The 24,604-nt window shown below is 45.9% G+C and carries 22 protein-coding genes; 13 read left to right on the forward strand and 9 right to left on the reverse strand.

Annotation, left to right across the window (positions count from 1 at the left end; genetic code table 11):
• The first annotated feature begins 126 nt into the window (after positions 1-126).
• A complete protein-coding gene (locus H6F56_RS13215) occupies positions 127-3,966 on the forward strand; it encodes a PAS domain S-box protein (protein WP_190668868.1) in 3,840 nt (1,279 codons plus the stop codon).
• 86 nt (positions 3,967-4,052) lie between these two features.
• On the opposite strand, the gene H6F56_RS13220 is transcribed toward H6F56_RS13215, so the two are convergent.
• Complete coding sequence (locus H6F56_RS13220) at positions 4,053-5,537, reverse strand: aldehyde dehydrogenase family protein (RefSeq protein ID WP_190668870.1); 1,485 nt, start codon at positions 5,535-5,537, stop codon at positions 4,053-4,055.
• 332 nt (positions 5,538-5,869) lie between these two features.
• Between H6F56_RS13220 and H6F56_RS13225 the strand changes: the two genes are divergently transcribed.
• Positions 5,870-6,316 carry a hypothetical protein gene (locus H6F56_RS13225; protein ID WP_190668872.1) on the forward strand — a complete coding sequence of 149 codons (447 nt, stop codon included), beginning with the start codon at positions 5,870-5,872 and terminating at the stop codon, positions 6,314-6,316.
• A 165-nt stretch (positions 6,317-6,481) separates the two neighbouring features.
• Here H6F56_RS13225 and ureC read toward each other — a convergent pair whose 3' ends face one another.
• The 6 genes from ureC to H6F56_RS13255 all read right to left on the reverse strand — a co-directional run bounded on the left by ureC (position 6,482) and on the right by H6F56_RS13255 (position 11,916).
• Entirely contained in the window at positions 6,482-8,185 is a 1,704-nt protein-coding gene (gene ureC / locus H6F56_RS13230) for an urease subunit alpha (protein WP_190668873.1), read from the reverse strand.
• 116 nt (positions 8,186-8,301) lie between these two features.
• Positions 8,302-9,063 (reverse strand): class I SAM-dependent methyltransferase, encoded by a 762-nt coding sequence (locus H6F56_RS13235; protein WP_190668876.1) that lies wholly within the window; start codon positions 9,061-9,063, stop codon positions 8,302-8,304.
• A 13-nt stretch (positions 9,064-9,076) separates the two neighbouring features.
• A complete protein-coding gene (locus tag H6F56_RS13240; protein WP_190668878.1) occupies positions 9,077-9,649 on the reverse strand; it encodes a DJ-1/PfpI family protein in 573 nt (190 codons plus the stop codon).
• Between the two features lie 128 nt (positions 9,650-9,777).
• Positions 9,778-10,449, reverse strand: a complete 672-nt coding sequence (locus H6F56_RS13245) for a Coq4 family protein (protein WP_190668879.1) — start codon at positions 10,447-10,449, stop codon at positions 9,778-9,780.
• Between the two features lie 38 nt (positions 10,450-10,487).
• Positions 10,488-10,796 (reverse strand): urease subunit beta, encoded by a 309-nt coding sequence (locus H6F56_RS13250; protein ID WP_190668881.1) that lies wholly within the window; start codon positions 10,794-10,796, stop codon positions 10,488-10,490.
• Positions 10,797-11,052: 256 nt separating this feature from the next.
• Positions 11,053-11,916 carry an Npun_R2479 family HD domain-containing metalloprotein gene (locus tag H6F56_RS13255; RefSeq protein WP_190668946.1) on the reverse strand — a complete coding sequence of 288 codons (864 nt, stop codon included), beginning with the start codon at positions 11,914-11,916 and terminating at the stop codon, positions 11,053-11,055.
• A gap of 587 nt (positions 11,917-12,503) precedes the next feature.
• Here H6F56_RS13255 and ureE point away from each other — a divergent pair.
• The 4 genes from ureE to ureG all read left to right on the forward strand — a co-directional run bounded on the left by ureE (position 12,504) and on the right by ureG (position 15,251).
• Positions 12,504-12,938: an urease accessory protein UreE gene (gene ureE, locus H6F56_RS13265; protein WP_190668948.1), complete on the forward strand. Its 435-nt coding sequence runs from the start codon at positions 12,504-12,506 to the stop codon at positions 12,936-12,938.
• A 55-nt stretch (positions 12,939-12,993) separates the two neighbouring features.
• Complete coding sequence (locus H6F56_RS13270) at positions 12,994-13,689, forward strand: urease accessory protein UreF (protein ID WP_242031987.1); 696 nt, start codon at positions 12,994-12,996, stop codon at positions 13,687-13,689.
• Positions 13,690-13,719: 30 nt separating this feature from the next.
• Positions 13,720-14,529, forward strand: a complete 810-nt coding sequence (locus tag H6F56_RS13275; protein ID WP_190668885.1) for a GNAT family N-acetyltransferase — start codon at positions 13,720-13,722, stop codon at positions 14,527-14,529.
• 125 nt (positions 14,530-14,654) lie between these two features.
• Positions 14,655-15,251, forward strand: coding sequence for an urease accessory protein UreG (gene ureG / locus H6F56_RS13280; RefSeq protein WP_190668887.1), 597 nt, complete (start codon positions 14,655-14,657; stop codon positions 15,249-15,251).
• Between the two features lie 58 nt (positions 15,252-15,309).
• On the opposite strand, the gene H6F56_RS13285 is transcribed toward ureG, so the two are convergent.
• Complete coding sequence (locus tag H6F56_RS13285) at positions 15,310-17,037, reverse strand: iron uptake porin (protein ID WP_190668889.1); 1,728 nt, start codon at positions 17,035-17,037, stop codon at positions 15,310-15,312.
• A gap of 360 nt (positions 17,038-17,397) precedes the next feature.
• On the opposite strand from H6F56_RS13285, the gene urtA reads away from it, so the two are divergent.
• The 7 genes from urtA to ureA all read left to right on the forward strand — a co-directional run bounded on the left by urtA (position 17,398) and on the right by ureA (position 24,209).
• Positions 17,398-18,732, forward strand: coding sequence for an urea ABC transporter substrate-binding protein (gene urtA / locus H6F56_RS13290; protein WP_190668891.1), 1,335 nt, complete (start codon positions 17,398-17,400; stop codon positions 18,730-18,732).
• 214 nt (positions 18,733-18,946) lie between these two features.
• Positions 18,947-20,104: an urea ABC transporter permease subunit UrtB gene (urtB, locus tag H6F56_RS13295; protein WP_190668952.1), complete on the forward strand. Its 1,158-nt coding sequence runs from the start codon at positions 18,947-18,949 to the stop codon at positions 20,102-20,104.
• 33 nt (positions 20,105-20,137) lie between these two features.
• Complete coding sequence (gene urtC / locus H6F56_RS13300) at positions 20,138-21,433, forward strand: urea ABC transporter permease subunit UrtC (RefSeq protein WP_190668893.1); 1,296 nt, start codon at positions 20,138-20,140, stop codon at positions 21,431-21,433.
• 26 nt (positions 21,434-21,459) lie between these two features.
• Positions 21,460-22,221 (forward strand): urea ABC transporter ATP-binding protein UrtD, encoded by a 762-nt coding sequence (urtD, locus tag H6F56_RS13305; protein WP_190668895.1) that lies wholly within the window; start codon positions 21,460-21,462, stop codon positions 22,219-22,221.
• A 15-nt stretch (positions 22,222-22,236) separates the two neighbouring features.
• The gene (urtE, locus tag H6F56_RS13310) at positions 22,237-22,947 is read left to right on the forward strand and encodes an urea ABC transporter ATP-binding subunit UrtE (RefSeq protein ID WP_190668954.1); all 711 of its coding nucleotides are present in this window, start codon (positions 22,237-22,239) and stop codon (positions 22,945-22,947) included.
• A gap of 102 nt (positions 22,948-23,049) precedes the next feature.
• The gene (locus H6F56_RS13315; RefSeq protein ID WP_199312807.1) at positions 23,050-23,895 is read left to right on the forward strand and encodes an urease accessory protein UreD; all 846 of its coding nucleotides are present in this window, start codon (positions 23,050-23,052) and stop codon (positions 23,893-23,895) included.
• A gap of 11 nt (positions 23,896-23,906) precedes the next feature.
• Positions 23,907-24,209, forward strand: coding sequence for an urease subunit gamma (gene ureA / locus H6F56_RS13320; protein WP_190668898.1), 303 nt, complete (start codon positions 23,907-23,909; stop codon positions 24,207-24,209).
• A 106-nt stretch (positions 24,210-24,315) separates the two neighbouring features.
• Here the strand turns inward: ureA and H6F56_RS13325 are convergent, their stop codons facing one another.
• Positions 24,316-24,561 (reverse strand): hypothetical protein, encoded by a 246-nt coding sequence (locus tag H6F56_RS13325; protein ID WP_190668899.1) that lies wholly within the window; start codon positions 24,559-24,561, stop codon positions 24,316-24,318.
• Positions 24,562-24,604: the final 43 nt, after the last annotated feature.

A 24,604-nucleotide genomic window follows, 5' to 3' on the forward strand; every position in this document is an offset into this window, starting at 1 on the left:
GCAGTTTATGGGTTAAATACTCGCTTTTTAGGGCAAATTTAGTTCTCATAAAGCTAAATACAAGAGTTAAGCATTTGGCAGTTAGTTAAAATTAGGTGGGCACACAGAGCTGCTATCAAGCTGTTGATGAACACAATGCGTTGGCTGGGCTATCTCTTAGGCTGGAGTAACTCGATGAAATTGAAGTTTCCGCATCTGCGGCGCTATGGCGTAGCTGTAGTGGCTGTGGCGCTAGCGCTGCTCCTGACACTCCTACTCGGACCATTGCTAAAAGCCACTCCCACTCCACTGTTTTTTGGCGCTGTGGCCCTCAGCTCTTGGTATGGTGGCTTCCCGTGTGGGTTACTGGCCACTATTTTATCTGCCCTGTCCCTCCAATACTTTTTTGTCGAACCGATCTATTCGTTTCAAGGTGCCGCATTACAGGACATCTTGCTGCTGGGCATATTTATAATGGTGGCGCTGCTGATCAGTTCGCTCAACGCCGCCCGCCTAAAGGCGGAAAAGCGTCTGAAAGTCAGTGAAGAGGGTTTCCGCTTGCTGGTGCAGAGTGTGAAAGATTACGCGATTTTCCGGCTCGATCCTCAGGGGTATGTGGTTACTTGGAATGAGGGAGCAGAACGCATTAAGGGTTATCAAGCCAAAGAGATTATTGGTGAGCATTTCTCCCGCTTTTACACTGCTGAAGACCTTGCACAAAGTAGGCCAGAACGCATCCTGCAGGTGACCGCTGCTGAAGGTCGGTTTGAAGATAAGGGTTGGCGCATTCGTAAGGATGGTTCGCGGTTCTGGGCTGATGCGATCATCACAGCCTTACGAGACGAAGCCGGCAACCTCATAGGCTTCTCAAAAGTAACACGCGATATTACTGCTACAAAGATCGCAGAGGAAGAAATCAAAATATCTCTGAAACAGCTATCAGATATAAAATTTGCTTTAGATGAATCTGTGATCGTAGCCCGAACCGATCATAGAGGAATTATTAATTTTGTTAATAATAAGTTTTGTGAGATTTCTAAGTTTTCTCAAGAAGAACTGGTAGGGCAAGACCACCGAATTCTTAATTCTGGATATCATCCCAAAGAATTTTTTAGAACTTTGTGGGAAACGATTTCTAGCGGGAAAGTTTGGGAAGGAGAAATTAAGAACCGAGCGAAAGATGGAACGTATTACTGGGTAGATACAACCATTGTTCCTTTGGTCGATGAACAAGGAAAACCCTTTCAATATTTAGCCATTCGATCCGATATCACGGAACTAAAACGGGTAGAGGAAGAGTTGAGAATCCGAGCGCGACAGCAAGAAGCGATTGCTCAACTGGGTCAGCAAGCACTTTCGGGCACGGATCTTGGGGCGCTGATGGATGCAGCAGTAAGGCTGATTGCCCAAACTCTAGAAGTTGAGTATTGCAAAGTTTTAGAACTGCTACCGGGGGGTAACACCTTGCTGCTGAGAGCCGGCGTGGGGTGGCAGGAAGGATTGGTTGGTCACGGCACCGTAGGTACAGGAATGGATTCACAAGCCGGCTACACCTTAGCGTCTTCTGAGCCGGTAGTTGTTACGGATCTGCGAACTGAAACAAGATTCTCTGGCCCTCCTTTGCTGCACAACCACGGGGTTATTAGTGGTCTAAGCCTAATCATTTTGGGTTCAAGGTCGCTGTCGAATGAGGCCGGTCTGACATTGCAAAGCGACCTTCAAAACGCTCGACCTTGGGGGGTTTTGGGCACCCACACAACCAAGCACCGGAGGTTCAGCAAAGATGATATTCACTTTTTCCAAGCCGCTGCAAACATTCTGGCGCAAGCGATTCAACGCCAGGGTGTGGAAGAAGAACGTGCCCGAATTTTAGAGCGTGAGCAAGCAGCCCGCGCAGAAGCGGAGGCAAGCGAGCGGTACAATCGTTTCTTCGCCGAAGCCGTTCCCCACATCATTTGGACTGCGCGACCGGATGGTTGGCTGGATTATTATAACCAGCGCTGGGTTGACTACACCGGCATGACGGTCGAACAAACTCAGGGCTGGGGATGGCAGCCGGTGTTGCATCCTGACGATGTCCAGAAGTGTATTGACACCTGGAGCCACAGCGTTCAGACGGGCGAGCCTTACGAAATCGAATACCGCTTTAAAAGGGCTTCTGACGGGCAATATCGCTGGCATTTAGGTCGGGCTTTGCCAATGCGCGATCACAATGGTGAAATCGTGAAGTGGTTCGGAACTGGCACAGACATTGATGAGCAGAAGCAGGCAGATGAAGAACGCGTTCAACTCTTGAAGCGCGAGCAAAGCGCACGGGCTATTGCTGAATCCGCCAGTGAAATGGTACAGCGTCTCCAAGCGGTCACGGATGCGGCGATCGCCCATCTATCGCTAGATGAGCTGCTTAATGAGTTACTTGATCGCCTCTGTGAAGTTCTGTGGGTCGATACGGCGACAGTTTTGCTGCTGGAGGCTGAAAGTAATACGCTGGTGGTGCGGGCTGCTAGGGGAGTTGAGGGGGAAATTGAACAGCAAGTCCGCATACCTATGGGTCAGGGATTAGCCGGACGCATTGCTGTTGACCGTCAGCCGGTGTTGATTGACCAGGATGCTTATACTCTAGCCTACAGCCCAATCTTCCAAGACAAACAGATTCAATCGCTGATGGGTGTTCCGCTGCTCGTTGAAGATAGAGTGCTGGGAGTTGTCCAAGTCGGCACCCTGAATATCCGCAACTTCACTTCAGACGATTTACATCTGCTTCAGCTTGTGGCTGAGCGCGTTGCTTTGGCGATTGATCGTGCCAACCTGTACGAGGCAGAACAGCACGCACGTACTCAAGCAGAAGCGGCTAACCGCATTAAAGATGAGTTTCTGGCAATTGTCTCTCACGAACTCCGCACGCCGCTCAACTCAATTTTGGGCTGGTCGCAAATGCTCCGCAGCCAGAAGTTAAATGATGCAATTAGGGCTAAAGCACTGGAAACGATTGAGCGTAATGCCAAGCAACAGGTGAGAGTGATCGACGATATTCTCGATATGTCCCGCATCCTGCGCGGCAAGATTCGCTTGAATGTGATTCCAGTTAACTTGGCAGGAATTGTTGAGGAGACATTAGAGACATTTAAACCGGCACTGGATGCCAAGAATATTCAAGTAGAGTCCATACTTGCCGGCTCAAACAGCACAGTTGCAGGCGATCCAGATCGCTTGCAACAAATTATTAACAATTTGCTTTCAAATGCCATCAAGTTTACCCCTGAAGGCGGACGGGTGGAAGTCAAACTGGAGCCGGCAGGTAAGCACGTCCAACTTACGGTAAGCGACACCGGCATTGGAATTGATGCTGAGTTTCTGCCTCATGTATTTGAAGGGTTCCGCCAAGCTGATAGTTCAACAACACGAACACACGGTGGGCTAGGGTTAGGATTGACGATTGTTCGCTATCTTGCAGAACTGCATGGCGGGACGGTTAAGGTATTTAGTGAAGGCAAAGACAAGGGAGCGACATTTAGGGTGAAGTTGCCACTAGCGACGAAAGCGCGAGTTTCGCAGCTAGAAGCAACAGAAGTTGGAAGTGAAGGAACCTCCCAAGACTTGTGGGTACTGGATGGCTTGCAGGTGCTGGTTGTGGATGATGATCCCGATACCTGCGAATTAATTGCCACGGTGTTAACCCATTACGGGGTGAGCGTAACGGCGGTTTCATCAGCCCGTGACGCGTTTACAGCGCTTGAACAGCTAACACCCGATGTGTTGGTGAGCGACATCGGAATGCCTGGAGAAAATGGCTACCAGCTGATCCGCAAGCTCAGGCAGCAAGAAGCAGCGCGGGGGGAACAGATTCCGGCTGTGGCGTTGACGGCATTTGCCAGAGACGAGGATCGCCGGCAAGCGATGCTGGCAGGATTTCAAATGCACGTCTCCAAGCCGGTTGAGCCGGCTGAGTTGGCGAAAGTGATTGCTAAGCTTGCTAGTTTAAGTTAGGGGCATGGGGCATGGGGGATTGGGCATGGGGAAGATTAAGTATTCTCCCACTGTCGCGCTCTCCCACTGCCTCACTCAGCGCTCCCCTAATGATTGTCAATTTGGGCGCGTTGCAGACGACCTGAAAAATCTACATAAACACTTTTCCATTCTGTAAACACATCGAGGACAGCGCTGCCGGCTTCCCGGTGTCCATTGCCTGTTTGCTTAACTCCACCAAAAGGTAAATGCACTTCTGCGCCAATGGTTGGGCCATTAATGTAAGTGATGCCGGCTTCGATGTCGCGCATGGCTTGGAAGGCTCGGTTTACATCGCGGGTATAGACGGATGAGGATAAACCGTAGGGTGTGTCGTTGAGAACTGCGATCGCTTCTTCAAATGAATTGATTTCGATGAGGGCGACAACCGGCCCAAAAATTTCTTCGCGGGCAACTCGCATATCGGGAGTGACCTGATCAAGAATCGTTGGCTGGAAGAAGAAACCTTTTTTAATTGGGCCTTCAGTTGCTCTCTCGCCGCCGGTTAATATTTTTGCGCCTTCACTGCGGGCGACTTCCATATAATCCATCACCCGCTGCAACTGCACGCCGTTGATAATTGGGCCGATTTGTGTGTCTGGATCAGTGCCGGCACCGATCCGCAATTTGCCGGTGCTTTCCAGCAGCATGGCGGTGAATTTGTCTTTGATATCGCGGTGCAGGATCAGCCGGCTGGTGGCGGTGCAGCGCTGGCCGGCTGTGCCAAAAGCGCCCCAAAGTGCGCCTTCGAGTGCTAGTTCTAAGTCGGCATCTTCCATCACGACTTGGGCATTTTTACCGCCCATTTCCAGGCAAACGCGCTTGTGAGTGCGGCTGCAAATCTCGCCAACATGGGCACCTGTCTGGGATGAGCCGGTAAAGGAAACTAAATCGACACCCGGATGCTCTACTAAAGCTTGACCGACTTCTTCTCCCAAACCATGAATTAAATTAACGACTCCCGGTGGTAAGCCGGCATCATGGAATATCTGGATCAAGAAGTTTGCACAAGCCGGCGTATCTTCGGCAGGTTTAAGGATGATGGTGTTGCCGCACACGAGGGCCGGTAATGCTTTCCAGCATGGTATGGCGACGGGAAAATTCCAGGGCGTGATCAGGGCGCACACTCCTATCGGCATTCGCACGGTCATCGCAAATTTATTCGGCATCTCTGAGGTCGTTGTTTGACCAAATAGCCGCCGGCCTTCTCCCGCATAGTAAAAAGCGCAATCAACGCCTTCTTGCACGTCTCCACGGGATTCGGTGATGGGTTTACCCATCTCTAGGCTCATCAGGTGGGCGAGTTCTTCTTTGCGTTGAAGTAACAGTTCTCCAACGCGGTAGATAAATTCGGCACGGTTTGGGGCCGGCACTAAACGCCATTTCTGGTAGGCGCGGCGGGCTGCTTGAACGGCTTTGTCGGCATCGGTGCTGTCGGAATGGGGAAATGTGGCAACGAGTTCGTGCCAGTTGGCGGGGTTGCGGCTTTCTAGGGTGGCTTCTGATTGGGCCGGCATCCATTGGCCATCGATGTAGTTAAGGCAAGTATACATTGCTGGTTGGGGGGTTGAGTTTTGGGTTGAGATAAGAGAATTCCGAAATTTTTTGTGTTTCTCCCTTTCCTACGTGCTTGGAAGATTAGGGGATTTGGGGATTGTGTTTATTTGTTAGGTTTTTTGAGTTTATGTGAGGGGATATTCGCGGTCTTTGCCGCCAATTTTTTAATTGTCATTGTCTATTTTTGTTGTAACTCACGAATTGGGAATTGTGGGGCAGCCAAATGGTAGACGCATAAGGAAGTGGCTTAGAAAAAAGCGGTTTTTCCAGATGCTGCAAGGGATTTTCGGAATCAAGTAGCAGAAAGTTACTTGATGGATTATTTCTTATGGGCATCTACAAAATTGCTTTATCGGGTTTATTACTGCTTGGTGGTGCTGTTAATTTTCAGGGTGTTGAGTTTCGCCTGTCTGAAGGATATCAAGTTGATTCCACTCAAAAAGTGGGTTTTTCTCAGGTGCAAACTGCGAAGGATCGCTGCGATGATCGTCCGGGTTGTGATGACCGGCGGGCTAATCGTGGCAGTGGGCGTGTTGATGTTGAAGGAAAAAATGCTAAGGATGATCAGGATCATCCCGGTGGTGGCAATCGGTTTGCCCATCGCGGCAGTGGGCGAACTGAGTCTGATCCGTTGCCGGTTCAAGCAAAAAGTGATCAAGATGATCAGGATCATCCCGGTGGTAGCAACCGTTTTGCCAATCGCGGCAGTGGGCGAACTGACTCCGATCCTTCAGATTCTTTGCCAATCACGACTGGAGGTTTATTTGACTGTTAAGGTTGTGTGCTTTTACTTATGTATGCCGGCGCTGTAGACTGGGCCTACATCTGCGAGTTTAAAACTCAAACAATTAACTTCTGCAAAACCTCAATGGTTGATGGTAAAATCAAGTAATAAGCATTGAACAATGTTGCATAAAAATATTCTTTGGATTTGGTGTTTCTAGAAAAGAAAGTAGCGTTGGGCTAATGGCAAGACGGTTGCCGGTTCGCAAGTTAGCAATTCGCCATCTGCCCTCACTTCATAGGTTTCTGGATCAACTTCTATATGGGGAAGTGCGTCGTTGAGCTTCATATCTCGCTTAGTCAGCCGGCGCGTTCCTGAAACCGCTACTGTCTTTTTCTGCAAATTTAGCTGGCTGGGAATATTCAAGTCTAAGGCAGCTTGAGAAACAAAGGTTAGAGATGTGGATGTTCTCGCGCCGGCATAACTGCCAAACATCGGGCGCATCTGAACCGGCTGCGGTGTGGGAATGCTAGCATTGGCATCTCCCATTTGCGACCAGGCAATCATGCCGCCTTTGATGACGATTTCTGGTTTGACGCCAAAAAAGGCCGGTTTCCACAGACACAAGTCTGCGAGTTTGCCGGCTTCAACGGAACCGACGTGTTCTGCAATGCCGTGGGCGATCGCAGGGTTAATCGTGTACTTGGCGATGTAGCGTTTTGCCCGGAAGTTGTCTGCCGGTTCTGAGTTGAGGTTTCCGCGTTGCACTTTCATTTTGTGCGCTGTCTGCCAAGTGCGAATAATCACTTCTCCAACCCGTCCCATTGCTTGGGAATCTGAGGCAATCATGCTGAATGCGCCTAAGTCGTGCAAGATATCTTCAGCGGCGATCGTTTCGCGGCGAATGCGCGACTCGGCAAAGGCAACATCTTCGGGTATGCTGCGATCAAGGTGGTGGCATACCATGAGCATATCGAGATGTTCTTCTAATGTATTTACGGTGTAAGGACGTGTAGGGTTTGTAGAAGAGGGGAGAACGTTAGCTTGGCCGCACACTTTGATAATATCGGGTGCGTGTCCACCACCGGCACCTTCGGTGTGATAGGTGTGGATGGTGCGGTTTTTGAAGGCGGCGATGGTGGTTTCAACAAAACCGGCTTCGTTGAGGGTGTCGGTGTGAATGGCAACTTGCACATCCTGTTCATCGGCAACATTTAAGCAGGTGTCAATGGTTGCAGGAGTAGTTCCCCAGTCCTCATGCAGTTTCAGTCCCATTGCGCCGGCGGCGATTTGTTCGGTGAGTCCTGCCGGTTGGGAACTGTTGCCTTTGCCCAAAAACCCCAGGTTAACGGGGAAGGCGTCGGCGGCTTGTAGCATTCGGTAAATGTTCCAAGGACCGGGGGTGCAGGTGGTGGCATTTGTGCCGGTGGCAGGGCCGGTTCCGCCGCCGATCATGGTGGTGATGCCGGATGCAATGGCGACTTCGATTTGCTGAGGACAAATAAAGTGAATGTGACTGTCAATGCCGCCGGCTGTCAGAATCATCCCTTCGCCGGCAACGGCTTCGGTTCCAGGGCCAATGATAATATCTACATTGTCTTGAATGTAGGGGTTGCCAGCTTTTCCAATTTTGAATATTTTTCCATCTTTAATGCCAATATCGGCTTTCACAATTCCCCACCAATCGAGGATTAAGGCATTGGTAATCACGAGATCAACGGCACCATCAGCGTTAGATATGGGGGATTGTCCCATGCCATCTCGAATAACTTTACCGCCGCCAAATTTGACTTCATCGCCGTAGGTTGTAAAGTCTTGTTCGACTTCGATAAATAATTCTGTATCAGCTAAGCGGATGCGATCACCTACAGTTGGGCCGTAGGTTTCTGCGTAGGCGCGGCGATCCATGCGATAACTCATGCTCACTCCTATTCACACTTAAAATAATAATTTTTTCTAGGTATAATAAATTTAAATTTTGCTGTTTATTCTAGCATCCTTCTAATTTTTTACTAAAATTATTTTATTTCTGACACTTATTTCGGTTTTTGAGCGGAAATCATTAATCGAGGGCCAGTAATTTTTTCATTCTTCCGTGCTTTGTAACTGGTGTAAGTTTTGATTTTTGTGAATCCTTGGTTTTTAATGAGATAGAGCAATTCTGAAAGGGACGTTATCGCAAACTGATGCGTTTCATTAATTCTAACTTGGCCTTCTTCAGGATCGTCCCAAAAAAACAATTCTTCAGCCGTAAAAATACAGTTATGAAAATCTGCGGAATGATGCACAACTAAATTAATGGTTTTTCCATCTCTGGTTGCTGTTCTTGCTGTACGATCTTTAAAGTTATTCAGAATCCACAAGAAGTTAGCGAGATCGAGAAAAAGAATGCCACCCGGTTTCAATGCTTGAAACATTCGTCGCAGCGTTTCAATTCGGTCTTCTATTTTAATCAGATACGAAAAAGGGCCGTTGATGGCTGCAATTATATTAAATTCTTCGATTTCCTGAATGCCGACGAACCCTTTCGGCAAAACGCTAACATTTTCAAATTCTTCTGCGACGAGTAAGGCTTGTGTAATATAATCTGGATCAGGTTCCATTCCGACTGTTTCCCAACCAATTGTGCCAAACTCACGCAGCATTCGACCTGTGCCGCAGCCAATATCAAGAATCTTTACCGGCTCTGAAATCTCATAAGCACCGGCTAACCATTGTACAAATTTAATCACTTCAGATGTATCAGTTTGATAGAATGCTGAATACAGATCACTTCGTAAGTTGCCTTGAGTGTTCATTTCCTTCTTCCTCTTATCCAATAACTTGTTGGTAGTCCATCTGCTGACGAATTTTGTCTTTGACTTCGCTGCCGGCCAACTTTTCACACAAATATAATCCTAAATCAATGGATGAAGTTACACCTCTTGCTGTAATCACATCCCCTTCATCAACGATTCTGTCTGCAACAACAGATTCACAATATTTTTTAAGTTCATTGAAAGCACTGGGATGAGTGGTTGCTTTCTTTCCTTTTAAAAAGCCGGCTTCACCTAATAAAAGAGAGCCGGTACAGACTGAAGCTTTTAGGGGGATGCTATGTGCCGTTCTCAACCATTCAATAAAATGAGTGCTGCTAACTAATTTTTGTAAATGTGTTCTAACTCCACCCGGTACAATAATCATATCGTATTCTTGAATCGATTCATTGATTTTTGTCGGCAAAAGTCGCAACCCATTTTCATCACTCACTTCTTGAAAAATCGCGCAAATATCCCAGGATAATTCAGGCATAAATCCCATTGTTTTTAGGCGAATTAGCGGGTCGTAAACGCCAACAAAATCTAAAACAGTCATGCCTTGATAAATAATAAATGCAATCTTCATAACAGCTTACTCATTTTAAGGAAATGTTAAGAATTATGCCCCTAGATTTCTAGAGAAATTCGGGGCAAGAAAAGCTTTGCTGATGCCTAGTTTCCGGGTCATTGCCGTTAGGAAGCTTATCTAGACGGCTAGGGAACATAAACTGACATCGGCTCAACACCTAATTCCTTCCTCCATTCTGATAGAGGTTTATCCCAATGTTCTTCCCACTTTTGGGCTAAGAAGGGTTTTGCTTTTGCTCCCATTCTATATCCCACTGCAATGCGATCTAGCAAACTATCTAATCCTTCTGGCGCTTTGAATAGGGTACTCAATAAACCACCCGCTAATAAGACGGCTGACATGGTTCTACGCGTTTGAGCAAGCTCAAAAGCTTTCAGTCCTAATTCTCCCACAACATCGACAGAGAAATCTGTCACGATATGCCAAATATCATGGGTTTGCCGGATGCGTAAAACAATGTAGCTGACGTCATCTTCAACTTTTAGTTTGCGATAAAAGTTGGGATCAAATCCCGCTTCTTTGATATAAGATGCGTAGGCATATCCCAAGGAGTTTTCAGGATATTTTAGTAAAGCTTCGATATCTGGGGATGGGGCAAGATAACGTTCTTGAATAATCTGGGCAACTTCAGGCTTAGATTTGACATACTCAACTGCTAGTTGAGTAGCTTTGGTATGACGCAGTCCATCTTCTATATCGTAAACGGAATCTGTTTGAGAGGGATCTCTTAATATAGAAACCACTCCTTTTAAGGTATTCAAAAAATCTAAATTAAAGGCTTGTAACTTAGGTAACATAAAGTTTCCTCAAAACAATTTTTGATGAGATGGGAAAATTATGACAAATATCCATTGATTTTGCTATTGAAGCCGTAGACTTGACGGCTGCCAGCAAAGGAGACTAATTCAACTTCTTTTTCATCCCCAGGCTCAAACCGGACTGCTGTGCCGGCAGGAATATTAAGGCGCATTCCTCGTGCGGTTTCACGTTCAAAATTTAAAGACTCATTCACTTCATAAAAGTGGAAGTGGGAACCCACTTGAATGGGGCGATCTCCGGTGTTAGCGACAGGCAACCGTACGGTGTTACGTCCTGAATTTAATTCAATTTCCCCGTCTTGGGCAATAATTTCCCCTGGAATCATCGGTATCCTCTTATAGGTATTTGTGTGTCATCGGCGTTACGCTTATCATTCCCAATTATGGCCGGCATTAGAATTAATCGTACGGCTAACAGGGGCAGGTTTGTGAGTCTCGCCGACATGACACCAGTTTCTCACTTCCGGCGTGAAATCGCTACCTGCCGGCACCATTATTTCACTGGAAATAAAAAACCCGTTCTTGATTAGAAAACGGGCGACTTTTATATGAAGTATCTAATTTTGATTTTTTCCAGTCTGTCTAGGCAGCAACTGCCACCTTTGCTGGCGACGGCGTTTCATGTTCCACCCGGAATACATTCGCATAGAGGTTAGCGAGAATTTGTTTTCCCTCTTGCGTAAGGTCTAAATAAAGAAGTGCGTCCTGAATGTAAGGATAAACAACGTTCCAGTAAAACTTCGGGTAGTTCTTTCGTAAATCTCCGGGATGGCGATATCCTAATATTTTATCCTGGCCGGTTTCTACAAATTCGTAAAAGAGAGCGCTAATCTTTTGTAAGTAGCGCGGATCGCTTAACTGACCGATCAGATCGGCAGCGCGAACCAGTCCCGGATAGTTGATGGTATCTTGATGATCTTCATCTTTGGGTACAGGGAAACGCGTGAGTTCAATATTACCCTTGATCACCTCAGCATCTATTAGCAGGTGACCCCCAAACCTTTCGTTAATAAAAAGTTTGCCCCGATCCACATGATAAGGTGTAAGACTGGCATCGGTTGAGCCTACCGGCAAGTTCACTAATTTGCCATCAATGCCGGTGGCGTATAACCTTTCTGCGTCTTTGTCTTGCCGGCAAACACCTTTAACATATCCGATGTCATGGCATAACAAAGAAATAGTGAAGTGCAGCCAATCTTCGCAGGAAACCCCTCCTTCACGGATGTGCTTGCCTCGCAAAATTTCCTGCCCGACTAAGGTGACTAAGATTGTATGTTCGACGTTGTGATAAAGGGCGTCGCTGTTTGCGATATTTTCTAAGGCCATGTTGCCGGCCCAAGCAATAATATCTGCATAGTCTGGCTTGTACCCCCCGTAGGTGCGTTTGTAGCCAGTCTGCAATTTTTCAACAAAGGCGCTTATCAGGAGTTCTGTGCCATTAAACATTTGATTTCCTCCCCCCATCACAGGAGTGTTACCACTCATTCAAATTAGTATAAAGTTAAATTCATAAATAGAAGTCTAGCACTCGTTCTTTAGGGAGGTTTTTTCGATTTAATCTGCCAGACCCAGCCATCCCCGGCGCACTGCGTAGAGCAAGCGGTTGATCAGCCTATAGTCTTGGGTACTGATACGATCAGTCAATAAGAGCGCTCGGATCTCCTCTCTCTGACATACCTTTAATGTACCAGTTTCCCAAACCTCGAAAGAGATTTCCGTAAGGCTAAATTGTGGTAGGGGATTTAAAAACTGCATGATGTTATATAAAACTCAACACCTCTATAATGCGTCATTTTTCTGCATAATCCTGTGATTAAAATCTGTAAAACGCTGTGACACTTACCTGCAACATTTGTGAGGTAAATCTCTAGTAACTGGCGATCTAAATCTGGCAGGATTGGTGATACTTATCACTGGCTCAGCTTCTCAGGGTGTGTGATCGCTCTTGTCTTTTGTGCCGGCTTTTGCGAAATGATTGAGAAAATTGAGAGAATTATTGAGCCATGTCAGATTATCCTACACCCGCACTCGTGATGTTAACGCTCACACAACGGTTGCCGGCAAACCCAGGGGCAATTGTGATGTTAACCCTTGCTCTCACAGCCGAGGAACGCTGTCGTAGCCGCTACCGGCTGGAAACGCCTGAGCTATCAGTATCGCTGCAACTGCCACGAGGAACGGTGTTACACGATGGCGATCTTTTGCAACCGGCAAATGGTGAGCAGTTCGTGCGAGTTGTGGCCAAACCAGAGCCGGTGTACACTGTGAGCGGTCAAACTCCCTTAGATTTGTTGCGTGCTGCCTATCATTTGGGCAATCGTCATGTGCCTTTAGAAATCACATCCACTTATTTAAAATTAGCACCCGATCCGGTACTGCGGTCAATGCTAGAGCAACTGGGGATTGAGGTGCGGGAGGAAATATCGCCCTTTCAGCCGGAAGCCGGTGCTTATGGGCATAGTCATTGAGTGCCGAGTGGGGGAGAGTTAGAGAGTATTGTTTATTATTTGTTAACTATGCCCAATGCCCCATTCCCCATTCATGTTAAATAATTTAGCACTTTTAAATTTGTTACAGTTGGCGAGTCCGACGTTGCCAGTGGGAGCTTATAGCTATTCGGAAGGACTAGAAACGCTAGTTAGTAATGGTACGATTGACAGCCGGCAGAGTTTAGAAAACTGGATATTGCACTCTCTAAAATCTGGGGGAATTCGGCTGGAAGCAGCAATGATGGTACGTGCTTATCGGGCTGCTGAAGTTGGGGATCTGGATGGCTTAAAATATTGGAATGCTTGGGCAACAGCGGCAAGAGAAACGGAAGAGTTGCGGCAGCAAAGTTTGCAGATGGGAAGTGCTTTAAACCGGCTGCTTAGGGCAATGCAGCCGCAGTTGGATGTTTGCTTGAGTGCTTGCGGGAATCCTTGTAATTTTGCAATGGCTTTTGGGATCGCGGCTCAATTTTGGCAGATTGATTGTGAAGCGGCTGTGCTAGGTTATCTACACAGTTGGGCGTCCAATTTAATCGGTGCCGGTGTTAAACTGATTCCCCTCGGTCAAACTGCCGGCCAACAGTTATTACTGAGTTTATATCCAAATTTAATTGCAGCTACTCAAGAAATTTTATGCTGGGAAGATGACGATTTAAGCGTTTGTAGTTGGGGCTTGTCTCTGGCGAGTATGAACCATGAAACGCTTTACACTCGGCTATTTCGTAGTTAAAACTCTCTAATTTTTTAAAGGTGAAAACTCATGGATGAATCCACACTTGCTCAATTAAAGCGAATCTCACAAAGTGTCAACTTAGTAGCAGCACAAGGACGGGAAGTGGTTACAGTTGGGCCTTTTCAAGCACTGCTCGATCCGTCTACAGATATGATTTGGCTCAACTATGCGGTTCCCATCGCCCCGTTAGGAAGCGCTAGAGAGGTTGCTGAAGCACTGACAGAACTGCGGCGTGTGTTTGCTGATCGCCACCGTACCATCCGCTTTGAGTTTATAGAGGCACTTTGGCCGGCACTTCCTGGGGCATTAGAAGAGGCCGGTTTGCAGCTACAGGGACGTCAACCGCTGATGCTGTGTACACCTGCTGATTTCCAACCATTTAACGCCCCTGATGTGCGGGTGCAACGGCTCACTAACACCGACAAAGATATTCTCACAGAGTATTTATCCATACAAAGCGAAAGTTTCAACTCTGGAGAGGCCAATGAATTTCCATCTACAGAGATGGTCGAGCAGTTGCGCGAACATTTGCAGCGTGGCAGTTGGCGATGCGCGATGGCAACTCTTGAGGGAATGCCGGCAGGCGGTGGCTGTATAACGCCCTTGGAAGGGCTTTGTGAGCTTGTCGGTGTCGGGACATTACCCTCGATGCGTCGGCGGGGTGTGGCGGCTACGCTGTGCAGCTTTCTGGTGCAAGATCATTTTGACTGTGGGGGCGATTTGGTTTGGCTTTCTGCCGGCGATGCTGTTTCTCAAGCACTTTACCAAAAGATTGGATTTAGCGTGGTCAATACGCAGTTAAACTATATTGATGCGGAGAAAAATCTTGCTACTTAAAGCTTAAAATATCAAAGCTAATAATGGTCTAAACCGTAATTTTTTCCTTTATCATCTCACACCTATGCCCCATGCCCCACGCCCAAAGAACTTATGTCTTTAAAAGTAAATTAGTATAAATTCTTATGAGTGCATTTCGTGTAGGAATTGCCGGCCCTGTTGGATCGGGAAAAACTGCTTTAGTTGATGCTTTATGCAAGGCGATGCGGCAGCAGTACAAAATTGCGGTTGTTACGAATGATATTTACACCCAAGAAGACGCTCAATTTTTGGTTCGCTCTCAAGCGTTAGAACAGGAACGCATTGTAGGAGTAGAAACCGGCGGCTGTCCCCATACTGCTATTCGCGAGGATGCTTCGATTAATTTGGTGGCGATTGAACAGTTGGAGGTGCGGTTTTCAGACTTAGATTTAGTATTTGTAGAAAGTGGGGGAGATAATCTCGCCTCAACGTTCAGTCCTGAGTTAGTTGATTTAACGATTTATGTGATTGATGTGGCTGCCGGCGACAAAATTCCTCGCAAAGGTGGCCCTGGAATTACCAAGTCAGATTTGCTAGTTATTAATAAGATTGACTTGGCTCCTTATGTTGGGGCCGACTTGGGTGTAATGGAACGCGATACTAAAAGAATGAGAGGAGAAAAACCGTTTGTTTTTGCTAATTTAAAAAGTCAGGAAGGACTAAAAATTGTGGTTAACTTTATCCGTTATCATCTAAGCTAATTTCTGTTTTGTAGGACGGGGAAAATGCCCATCCTACAAAGGTGGCAGATTTAGCTTATTAGAACGTAAATGTGGTGCGGAGTGTCCCGACATACATCGTTTTGTTTTCGTTGTTGTGTTCAGGATCGAGAATGACCATTAAACCTGGGGTAATGCCGATATTGTCTGTAATTTGATAGCGATAAAACGCTTCTAAATGTAAAGAGGAATCTCTATCTTCAGCAACATCACTATTGGTTATTTTTGGCGGCATTCCCACGACAATTCCCCCTAAGCTACCTTCTTTACCAAGGTCTGGAAAAGCTAAAGTAAGTGCCCAGTTTAAAATCGTGGCCTCGTCTCCCCGGTTTGCAACTCTCACTCCATTACTAAAAGCATTATTTTGAGCAGTTGCTTCTGTCCTACCAACCCAACCGCCTAAAACAAATCTGGGACTGAGTCGCCAAGTCGCTTCTATGCCATAAGAATCTAATGAAGTGGCAACATCTCCAAAGGGTTTTTCTGCTAAGGCGCTGCCAACTCCACCGGCAGTGCTGACATTATTATTTGCCACATCTTCTCCGGTAAAATAAGAGCGCACATAAGTCAAACCTAAACCTATACTTTCGGTGGGTTGCACAGTTACTTGCGCGATCGCACCAAAAGTCCCATTAAAAAATCCGCGTTTAGGACTCGGATCGCCACCTGAAAGATAATTGCCGGCTAAATAACCTACAGATACACCTAATCTTTTGCTGAAATTATAGGTGGCTCCCGCACCTACACCGGCACCACTCAGCCGATAAATAGGGTTACGCTGTCCAAATTGAGAGATAGTTCCTAGGGCAGCGCCGCCATAATCTAGGGCGTTGAGTGATGGGGCAAAATCATCGAGTTTACCGCCGGCAAATTCGATTAAAACGTTGCCTTTGTCGCCGAGAGGAAAGTTATACCAACCTAAATCAATGTCGAAATTATTGCCATTACCTCTATCTGGGTGGAGTCGCGCCATATTTGTGCCGGCAGCAGCACCTAAATTAGGAGTATTCGATGCGTATAAGCGAACTAATAAGCTATCTTTGCCCGTGAAACTTGTAATAAAATTGAGCCGCACTCGCTCAGATAAAGTGGGTACTGCGTTTCTGCCGGTGTCGATTTCTCCGATTATGTCGCTGGCAGCAAATACGACTTCTCCAACAAGTTTTGTGGTTGTAGAGAATTGATTGGCTTCTAATTCCGATGTACGGGCTTCTAAAGCGTCAATCCGATTTCTTAGAGTAGCTAGCTCACCTTGAAATTCTTCAAGCAGCCGGTTAAGAATTGCTAAATCTTCTTGGGTGACGAAGTCTCCCCCTGGCTGAATAAGCTGGGTAATGGCTTCCAAACAGGCATTTAAACCGGCAGCAAATTCATATCGCGTGATGGCGCGGTTTCCTCGAAATGTTCCATCGGGATATCCAGCGATACAGCCATATCGTTCAACTAAATTTTGTAAAGCTTGAAATGCCCAATCAGTCGGTTGCACATCAGACAGTTGGGAAACAGATGTTACTTGCTCCATTTCCTGATTTTCTACAGGAGTTTCGGCATTTTCTATTTGAGGGCTATCAAGATTTAATGGCTCATTTAGTGCGGGCATTTCTTCAACTGCTGCCGGCTCGATTGCGCTATCCTCAGATTTAATTGGCGACTCAAGAATTTGTAACTTTTTTGGAGATTCTTCAGCAATTGTCGCCATTGAAACACCCAGCACAGAGATTAAAATTGCAGGGCTAATGAGCAACAATCGCCACAAAACTTTATGCATTTTTCTCACACCCGGACACAGAGATGAATAGCGAAAAAAATAGCAAAAGCTGCTTTAGGATAATGTAGTCCAAGCTACAAGATCGCTTAACAGATCGAAGGCTGGGGAAGGCTGGTTGCGCTGGCAGTAGAATGATTAAAAATCCATAAACAGTGCAAAAGAAAGTGAAATTAGAACATCTAGACTGCTCACACTTCAGCGTTGGTAAGGCTTTGCCAATAGTAAAAATTAGTTTAAGTCTTGGGACACTTGTTAGAAAAATTAGAATTTTGTAGTAAAGATTACAATTTTTTGTAAGAAGCAAGGTTTATTATCACACGTTATATGTAGCGTCCATCTATCCTTTGGATTAATAAAGATATGGTAAGGCGATTAGGCCGGCGTAAATTTTTGCTCTATGGTTCCGCAACTCTAGGAACCAGTATTTTCTTGAAAGCTTGTAGCGGATCGCCGACACAGAGTGGAACAAATGCCACGACGACAGGGACTTCTCCCTCTCCAAGCGCTACAACAGTTGCCGCTGCTAGTGGGGACACCATCAAAGTAGGCATTCTTCACTCACTCACCGGCACGATGGGAATTAGTGAAAAAAGCGTCGTTGATGCTGAACAACTCGCTATAGAAGAGATTAACAAAGCCGGTGGTGTTCTGGGCAAACAGATCCAAGCAGTTGTAGAAGATGGGCAATCAGATTGGCCAACTTTTGCAGAGAAAGCGAGAAAGCTGATAGAACAGGATAAAGTTGTTACTGTTTTTGGTTGCTGGACTTCTGCAAGTCGTAAAGCAGTGCTGCCGGTGTTTGAGCAGAAAAATCATATGCTCTGGTATCCCGTGCAGTACGAAGGTCAAGAGTGCTCCAAAAATGTTTTTTACACAGGTGCCGCACCAAATCAGCAAATCGAGCCGGCGGTTGATTGGCTATTAGAAAATAAAGGCAAAAGGTTCTTTTTAGTTGGCTCTGACTACGTTTTTCCCCGCACAGCTAATACCATTATTAAAGCCCAGCTAGAAGCCAAAGGTGGCGAAACAGTTGGTGAAGATTACTTAACACTAGGAAGTACAGAAGTAACGCCGCTGATTACCAAGATTAAAGCAGCTTTGCCCGATGGCGGCGTAATTTTTAACACCCTAAATGGCGATAGTAACGTTGCTTTCTTCAAACAATTGCAAGGTGCCGGTTTGAGTCCGGATAAGTATCCGACAATGTCGGTCAGTATTGCTGAAGAAGAAGTCAAAGCCATCGGTGTAGAGTATCTCAAAGGCCACTATGCCGCCTGGAATTACTTCCAAACTGTAGATACCCCTGCTAACAAGAAATTTGTGGAAGCGTTCAAGGCAAAATATGGGGCTGATCGGGTAACCAATGACCCAATGGAAGCAGCTTATATTATGGTTTACTTGTGGAAACAAGCCGTTGAGAAAGCGAAAACACCTGATGATTTAGAATTAGTGAGAGCTGCGGCTTTAGGACAGACTTTTGATGCGCCTGGAGGATTAGTCACATTAGACAATAATCATCATTTAGCTAAAGTCGTGCGCTTAGGGCAAGTCAGGGATGATGGTTTGTTTGAGATTGTTTACTCTACAGCTAAAGCAGTTGAGCCTTTACCCTGGAATCAATTTGTGAAAGACACGAAGGGCTTCGCTTGTGATTGGTCAGATCCAGCAAAAGGTGGAAAATACAAGAAAGCCTAAAATCTAAAAATTTAGGTTCTTTAACCGCAGATTCACAAATAAAACACAGAAAATTTTAATAAAATATCTGTGTTTATCTGCGGTTAAAAACTAAACTAGAATTTTTAATGTTAATTCAACTCCTACTTCCTCTTCAAACTAGGCTAAGTGGACTACAAACGAACCCCACAAGAAAAGATAAAACTCGGAGAAAAATTCCGTGAACAATTTAGCTCTGCAAGTCATTGATGGTTTATTTAATGGAATAAGTATTGGCGCAGTCTTATTAATTGCGGCTCTGGGGTTAGCAATTATCTTTGGCTTGATGGGCGTAATTAACATGGCTCACGGCGAGTTAATGATGCTGGGAGCTTATACAACTTTTGTGGTGCAAAATGCCTTCAAGATATTGGGTACACCTTGGTCGGAATTATATATTTTCTTTGCATTAATTTCTGCGTTCTTAGTAACGGCATTAGCAGGTTTAATCTTAGAAAAAGGGGTCATTCGCTACCTTTACGGTCGTCCTTTAGAAACACTGCTGGCGACTTGGGGAGTTAGCTTGATTTTACAACAATTTGTCCGCAGTGTTAACTGGGTACTTGTGGTTGGAATTGGGGTATTTTGCCTCCTATTTTTTGGGGCAATGTGGTTGCTAAACCGGCAAGGTATTATAAATCAAGTTCGCAACAGAGCAATTGCCGTCATATTACCTTTGTCATTAGGAATTAGCTGGGCGGCTGCTCAAGTTTTAGCTCAAACTTATCAATTAGCCGTAATCAAGCCGTGGTTTGGTGCCCAAAACGTCAATGTCACAGCACCGGCTTGGCTGCGAGGTTGGTGGGAGCCGGCAACAAATTTGAGGTTGCCTTATGCACGGCTATTTATTATTGCGCTAACGGTTATTTGTGTAATAGGAATTTACCAGTTTTTAAACCGTTCGGCTTGGGGATTACGAATTCGCGCAGTGATGCAAAATCGCAACATGAGCGCGTGTTTGGGAATTCCCACAAAAAAGGTAGATGCCTTGACATTTGCACTCGGTTCTGGACTAGCTGGGGTTGCCGGTTGTGCAATTAGTTTATTAGGTTCTGTCGGGCCAAATACAGGTCAGAATTATGTAGTAGATACGTTTATGGTGGTCGTCGTGGGTGGGGTTGGTAAGTTAGTCGGCAGTATTGTAGCTGCACTTACGATTGGGACAGTTAGTTACTTAATGGGTTCAGGTACACTAGCAGCTTTGTTCAAGCCGGTGCCATATTTGGCTGATATTTTTGCCTTTTTTTCAACAACAAGTATGGCAAAAGTAATGGTTTTTGCACTAATTATTGCTTTCTTACAAGTGAAGCCGGCAGGAATTTTTCCGCAAAAAGGGCGTACCGTTGATGCTTAAGGATTCAAAATATTTAACAGGGAGAAAATAAAAATGCAACAGGGGGAAAAAGGTACGAAAGTCGAAACTGAGAGTGACGACGATATAAAACCGGAAAATATAAAAGTTGAGCGTTTCTCCTTGAGAAGGAAGAAAGCGGAGGAGTGGGGAAGTAGGAGCGAGAATTCGTCACTGTTGCACTCTCTAACATCCAAACAAAACTCGCTATGGATAGAAGCCGGTGCGGTTATTGTGATTGCTGCGATCCTGATCTTTATAATGCCGGCACTTCTTACAGAGTTTCGGCTCAATTTGCTGGGGCGATTTTTAGCCCTGGCAATTGCTGCCCTCGGCATTGATTTGATTTGGGGTTACACAGGAATGTTGAGCCTAGGGCATGGCGTTTTATTTGCTTTAGGCGGTTATGCTTTGGCAATGCACTTAAAGCTGCAAATTCCCCCTGATTCAAGTATTCAGCTTCCGGAATTTATGTCGCTTTATGGTGTAACTGAACTGCCTTGGGTTTGGCAACCTTTTTACTCTTTTGGTTTCTCCGTGGCTGCCCTGATTCTGATTCCGTCAGTGGTGGCAGCATTACTCGGCTATTTAGTGTTTCGCAACCGCATCCGAGGCGTTTACTTTTCGATTCTAACGCAGGCGGCAACGATTGTATTTTTCAACTTTTTTAATGGACAGCAACAACTGATTAATGGAACCAACGGGCTAACAGATTTTAAAACTTTATTTGGGGCAGAAGTGAATGCACCTAAGACGCAGCTCGTTTTCTATTCAATTACAGTGCTGTTACTAGGAGGTGCCTATGCCTTGTGCCGATGGCTGACAAGCGGACGATTTGGACGGTTGCTGATGGCAATTCGGGATGATGAAAGTCGGGTGCGTTTTTCCGGCTACAATCCCACCGGCTTTAAAGTTTTAGTATTTGCTATCTCCGCTGCACTAGCCGGCATTTCAGGAGCAATATTTACGCTACAAACCGGCATCATTTCGCCCAAAGCAATGGATATTGCTTTTTCTATTGAAATGGTAATTTGGGTAGCAGTAGGGGGACGCGCAAGTTTAGTGGGTGCTATTGTCGGAGCAGTTGTTGTTAACTATGCAAAAAGTTTGTTAAGTGAACAATTACCCGAAGTTTGGCTATTTTTTCAAGGCGCACTGTTTTTAATTGTGGTAATGGTACTTCCGAATGGTTTAGTGGGTTGGCTTCGTTACCAAGCTATCGAGCAAATCCGGGAGTTCTTTGGATTCCGCAAACAAGTCGCCACCTATCCTAGGCTAGAAGAAGATCCAGAAGTGCGGCAGGAACGAGAAAAGATAGGGACTGGGGAATAAAAAATAAAAGCCGACTGAGGTACAGTGTGAACGAAAAAATTCTGGAAATTGAAAATTTAACCGTTAGTTTTGATGGATTTAAAGCGCTTAACCAGCTCAATTTTAGTATGGATGCTGGGGAGTTGCGCGTTGTTATTGGCCCAAATGGGGCGGGAAAAACCACGTTTTTAGATGTCATCACCGGCAAAGTAAAACCTACTATTGGAAGAGTTTTATTTAAAGGTAAAAACTTACGCTCCCTCTCTGAAGATAAAATCGCTCGATTCGGCATCGGCAGAAAGTTTCAAACGCCACGCGTTTACCTAAATTTAACGCCTCGTGAAAATTTAGAGTTAGCCGGCAACCGCAATAAAAATGTCTTGACGACTTTGTTTAAAAAGCCCCCAATATCTGAACGGAGAAATGTTAATCAGTTATTAGAAACAATTGGGTTAGTCGCCAAAGCAGATATTCATGCCGGCTTACTGTCTCACGGGGAAAAACAGTGGTTAGAAATTGGAATGCTCGTTGCTCAAGCCCCAGATTTACTGTTAGTCGATGAGCCGGTTGCCGGTTTGACGGATGAAGAAACAGAATTAACCGGCAATTTACTTCTCTCCCTCGCAGAAAGTCACTCGATTATTGTCATTGAGCATGATATGGAGTTTGTGCGGCAAATTGCTCGTAAAGTAACCGTTTTACATGAAGGTTCGCTCTTGTGTGAGGGCACGATTGAAGAAGTGCAAAATAACCCGCGTGTGATAGAAGTGTATTTAGGAAAACCAATGACCGATTACGAGGTAGCTTGAGGCTAAATTAATATGATGCTGCAAGTGGCTGGATTGAATGTCTATTACGGCGAGAGTCATATTCTTCGGGATGTAGATTTAAGCGTGCCGGCGGGCAAAATGGTGTGTCTAATTGGACGCAATGGCGTAGGCAAAACGACGCTTTTAAAAACCGTGATGGGGTTGCTCAAACCTCGCAGTGGCACGATAACTTTTGACGGCGATTTAATCAATTCCAAATCTCCAGATAAACGCGCCCGTTCAGGCATTGGATATGTACCCCAAGGACGAGAAATTATCCCGCGTTTGACGGTAAAAGAAAATTTGCTCTTGGGTTTAGAAGCAAGAAGCCGGCAAGAGAAACGGCTCACTCACAATCAAGCCATTGCTGATGAAATTTTTGAGTTATTTCCTGTCTTAAAATCAATGCTTTCTCGCATGGGTGGCGACTTGAGCGGAGGACAGCAACAGCAGCTAGCCATTGCCCGTGCGTTGATGGGAAAACCTCAATTATTGGTATTAGATGAACCTACGGAAGGCATTCAACCCTCGATTATTTTAGAAATTGAGGCAGCAGTGCGCGGCATCATCGCAGCCACAGGCATCTCTGTTTTATTAGTCGAACAACACTTGCATTTTGTCCGGCAGGCAGATTGGTATTATGCCATGCAAAAAGGCGGAATTGTCGCTTCTGGCGCTACGAGCGAACTCAGTAATGAAATTATACAAAGATTTTTAGCGGTGTAAGCCTAGACGCTGCCATCTGTTAGACAATAGAGAGTGTCGGTGGAGATGTGAGCGATTGCGTCTCTACCTTACTTATGTAATTTTAGCCCAACGATGATCCGGATGCTGGCAGAAAATTTATCCACCGGCTGGCATGGCAATCTTAGTCTAATCTACGCCAAACGTGCCGGCACAACTCAATTAATTCATAATCAAAATCAAGCACCTTTGAAAGTGCAGCGACCATTTTATCCAGAAGGGCCGGCTGTTTGTCATAGCATTATTTTGCACACCGCCGGCGGCATCGTGAGAGGCGATCACTTATCCTCAGATTTTCACCTTCAGCCAGATGCTCACGCCTTAATTACCACCGCAGCAGCCGGCAAAATTTATCGCAGTAATGAAAAGACAGCGAGACAAAACATTCAAATGCACCTAGAAGCTGGTGCTTATTTAGAATGGCTACCCCAAGAATCGATTGTCTTTAATGGTGCAATTTATCGCCAGGATTTAAGAGTTGAATTAGACCTAAAAGCAAGCTGGTTGGGATGGGAAATTACCCGCTTTGGTCGCAGTGCTAGAGGTGAACAATTTTTGCAAGGAAATTGGCGTTCCCACACGGAAATTTGGCAGCAAGGACAACCTTTGTGGATAGACCGGCAGCAGCTAACAGGCGGAGAAGAAATGTTCAATAGTCCGCATGGCTTAGCGGGACAGCCGGTGGTCGGAACACTGGCTTGGGTAGGGCAGCCGGCAACGCCAGAAATTGTAGAAAAAGCCCGCCTTTTGTGGCAAACTGCTGAACACCAAGGCGAAGCCGGAGTCAGCCGGCTCACCGCAGGACTCTTATGCCGATATCGTGGCCAGTCTACCTCTGAGGTGAGAAACTGGTTTACAGATGTTTGGCAACTGCTACGCCCATGCTTTTTAGGGCGTAGCAGCCGCCCACCGCGAGTTTGGCAAAATTAAAGGAGTTATAAATGCAACTATCACCGCAAGAAAAAGACAAATTACTAATTTTTACTGCCGGCTTGCTTGCAGAACGTCGCAAAAATAGAGGGCTAAAACTGAATCACCCAGAAGCCGTTGCTTATATTTCTGCAGCAATTTTAGAAGGGGCGAGAGATGGCCGCACTGTTGCAGATTTAATGAGTTACGGAACAACGCTGCTAACGCGGGATGATGTGATGGAAGGAGTGCCTGAAATGGTAGATGAGGTACAAGTAGAAGCAACTTTTCCTGATGGAACAAAATTGGTCACTGTGCATACCCCAATTCGTTAGCAGCGGTGCCAAAAACTTAGAGCGCACATTTTTAAATTTCCCTGACATTTGAGCCGGCAGATTCAACCAATAAAGTGAGTTCGCATCTGCCAATCACACAAATACTCTAGCCGGCTGCCAGCCTTACTTCTCGCTCACAACGAGCCGGCCATAATAAGCTATCACATTGAACTCTACCAAGCTGCTGCGGTTGTATCGGCTTATTTACAATTGCCTCCCTGACTAAGTAGCTAAAGGTTAACTTAAAGGGATGTTTTCTAACACCAGTTCTAGGCCGGTTGTCCGCCTTCGCCTCTGAAAAAATCCTGATAGCAAATATGAAAATATCCCACAGCCTCAACGGGATTGACATGGATTTTGTCCTCCAATGAACACCGACTCCCAGCAAGCATTTT

Source organism: Microcoleus sp. FACHB-672 (assembly GCF_014695725.1).
In the GTDB taxonomy this organism is placed as follows: domain Bacteria; phylum Cyanobacteriota; class Cyanobacteriia; order Cyanobacteriales; family Oscillatoriaceae; genus FACHB-68.

Bases quoted from the DNA above. Each gene is read 5' to 3' on its own strand.
- H6F56_RS13275 (WP_190668885.1), top strand. From the start codon at position 13,720: ATGGATGAATCCACACTTGCTCAATTAAAGCGAATCTCACAAAGTGTC.
- H6F56_RS13215 (WP_190668868.1), top strand. From the start codon at position 127: ATGAACACAATGCGTTGGCTGGGCTATCTCTTAGGCTGGAGTAACTCG.
- urtC (WP_190668893.1), top strand. From the start codon at position 20,138: ATGCAACAGGGGGAAAAAGGTACGAAAGTCGAAACTGAGAGTGACGAC.
- ureA (WP_190668898.1), top strand. From the start codon at position 23,907: ATGCAACTATCACCGCAAGAAAAAGACAAATTACTAATTTTTACTGCC.
- urtE (WP_190668954.1), top strand. From the start codon at position 22,237: ATGCTGCAAGTGGCTGGATTGAATGTCTATTACGGCGAGAGTCATATT.
- H6F56_RS13225 (WP_190668872.1), top strand. From the start codon at position 5,870: ATGGGCATCTACAAAATTGCTTTATCGGGTTTATTACTGCTTGGTGGT.
- H6F56_RS13325 (WP_190668899.1), bottom strand. From the start codon at position 24,561: ATGTCAATCCCGTTGAGGCTGTGGGATATTTTCATATTTGCTATCAGG.
- ureG (WP_190668887.1), top strand. From the start codon at position 14,655: ATGAGTGCATTTCGTGTAGGAATTGCCGGCCCTGTTGGATCGGGAAAA.
- H6F56_RS13270 (WP_242031987.1), top strand. From the start codon at position 12,994: ATGCCCCATTCCCCATTCATGTTAAATAATTTAGCACTTTTAAATTTG.
- H6F56_RS13315 (WP_199312807.1), top strand. From the start codon at position 23,050: ATGCTGGCAGAAAATTTATCCACCGGCTGGCATGGCAATCTTAGTCTA.
- H6F56_RS13235 (WP_190668876.1), bottom strand. From the start codon at position 9,063: ATGAACACTCAAGGCAACTTACGAAGTGATCTGTATTCAGCATTCTAT.
- urtA (WP_190668891.1), top strand. From the start codon at position 17,398: ATGGTAAGGCGATTAGGCCGGCGTAAATTTTTGCTCTATGGTTCCGCA.
- H6F56_RS13250 (WP_190668881.1), bottom strand. From the start codon at position 10,796: ATGATTCCAGGGGAAATTATTGCCCAAGACGGGGAAATTGAATTAAAT.
- ureC (WP_190668873.1), bottom strand. From the start codon at position 8,185: ATGAGTTATCGCATGGATCGCCGCGCCTACGCAGAAACCTACGGCCCA.
- H6F56_RS13240 (WP_190668878.1), bottom strand. From the start codon at position 9,649: ATGAAGATTGCATTTATTATTTATCAAGGCATGACTGTTTTAGATTTT.
- H6F56_RS13220 (WP_190668870.1), bottom strand. From the start codon at position 5,537: ATGTATACTTGCCTTAACTACATCGATGGCCAATGGATGCCGGCCCAA.
- ureE (WP_190668948.1), top strand. From the start codon at position 12,504: ATGTTAACGCTCACACAACGGTTGCCGGCAAACCCAGGGGCAATTGTG.
- H6F56_RS13245 (WP_190668879.1), bottom strand. From the start codon at position 10,449: ATGTTACCTAAGTTACAAGCCTTTAATTTAGATTTTTTGAATACCTTA.
- H6F56_RS13255 (WP_190668946.1), bottom strand. From the start codon at position 11,916: ATGTTTAATGGCACAGAACTCCTGATAAGCGCCTTTGTTGAAAAATTG.
- H6F56_RS13285 (WP_190668889.1), bottom strand. From the start codon at position 17,037: ATGCATAAAGTTTTGTGGCGATTGTTGCTCATTAGCCCTGCAATTTTA.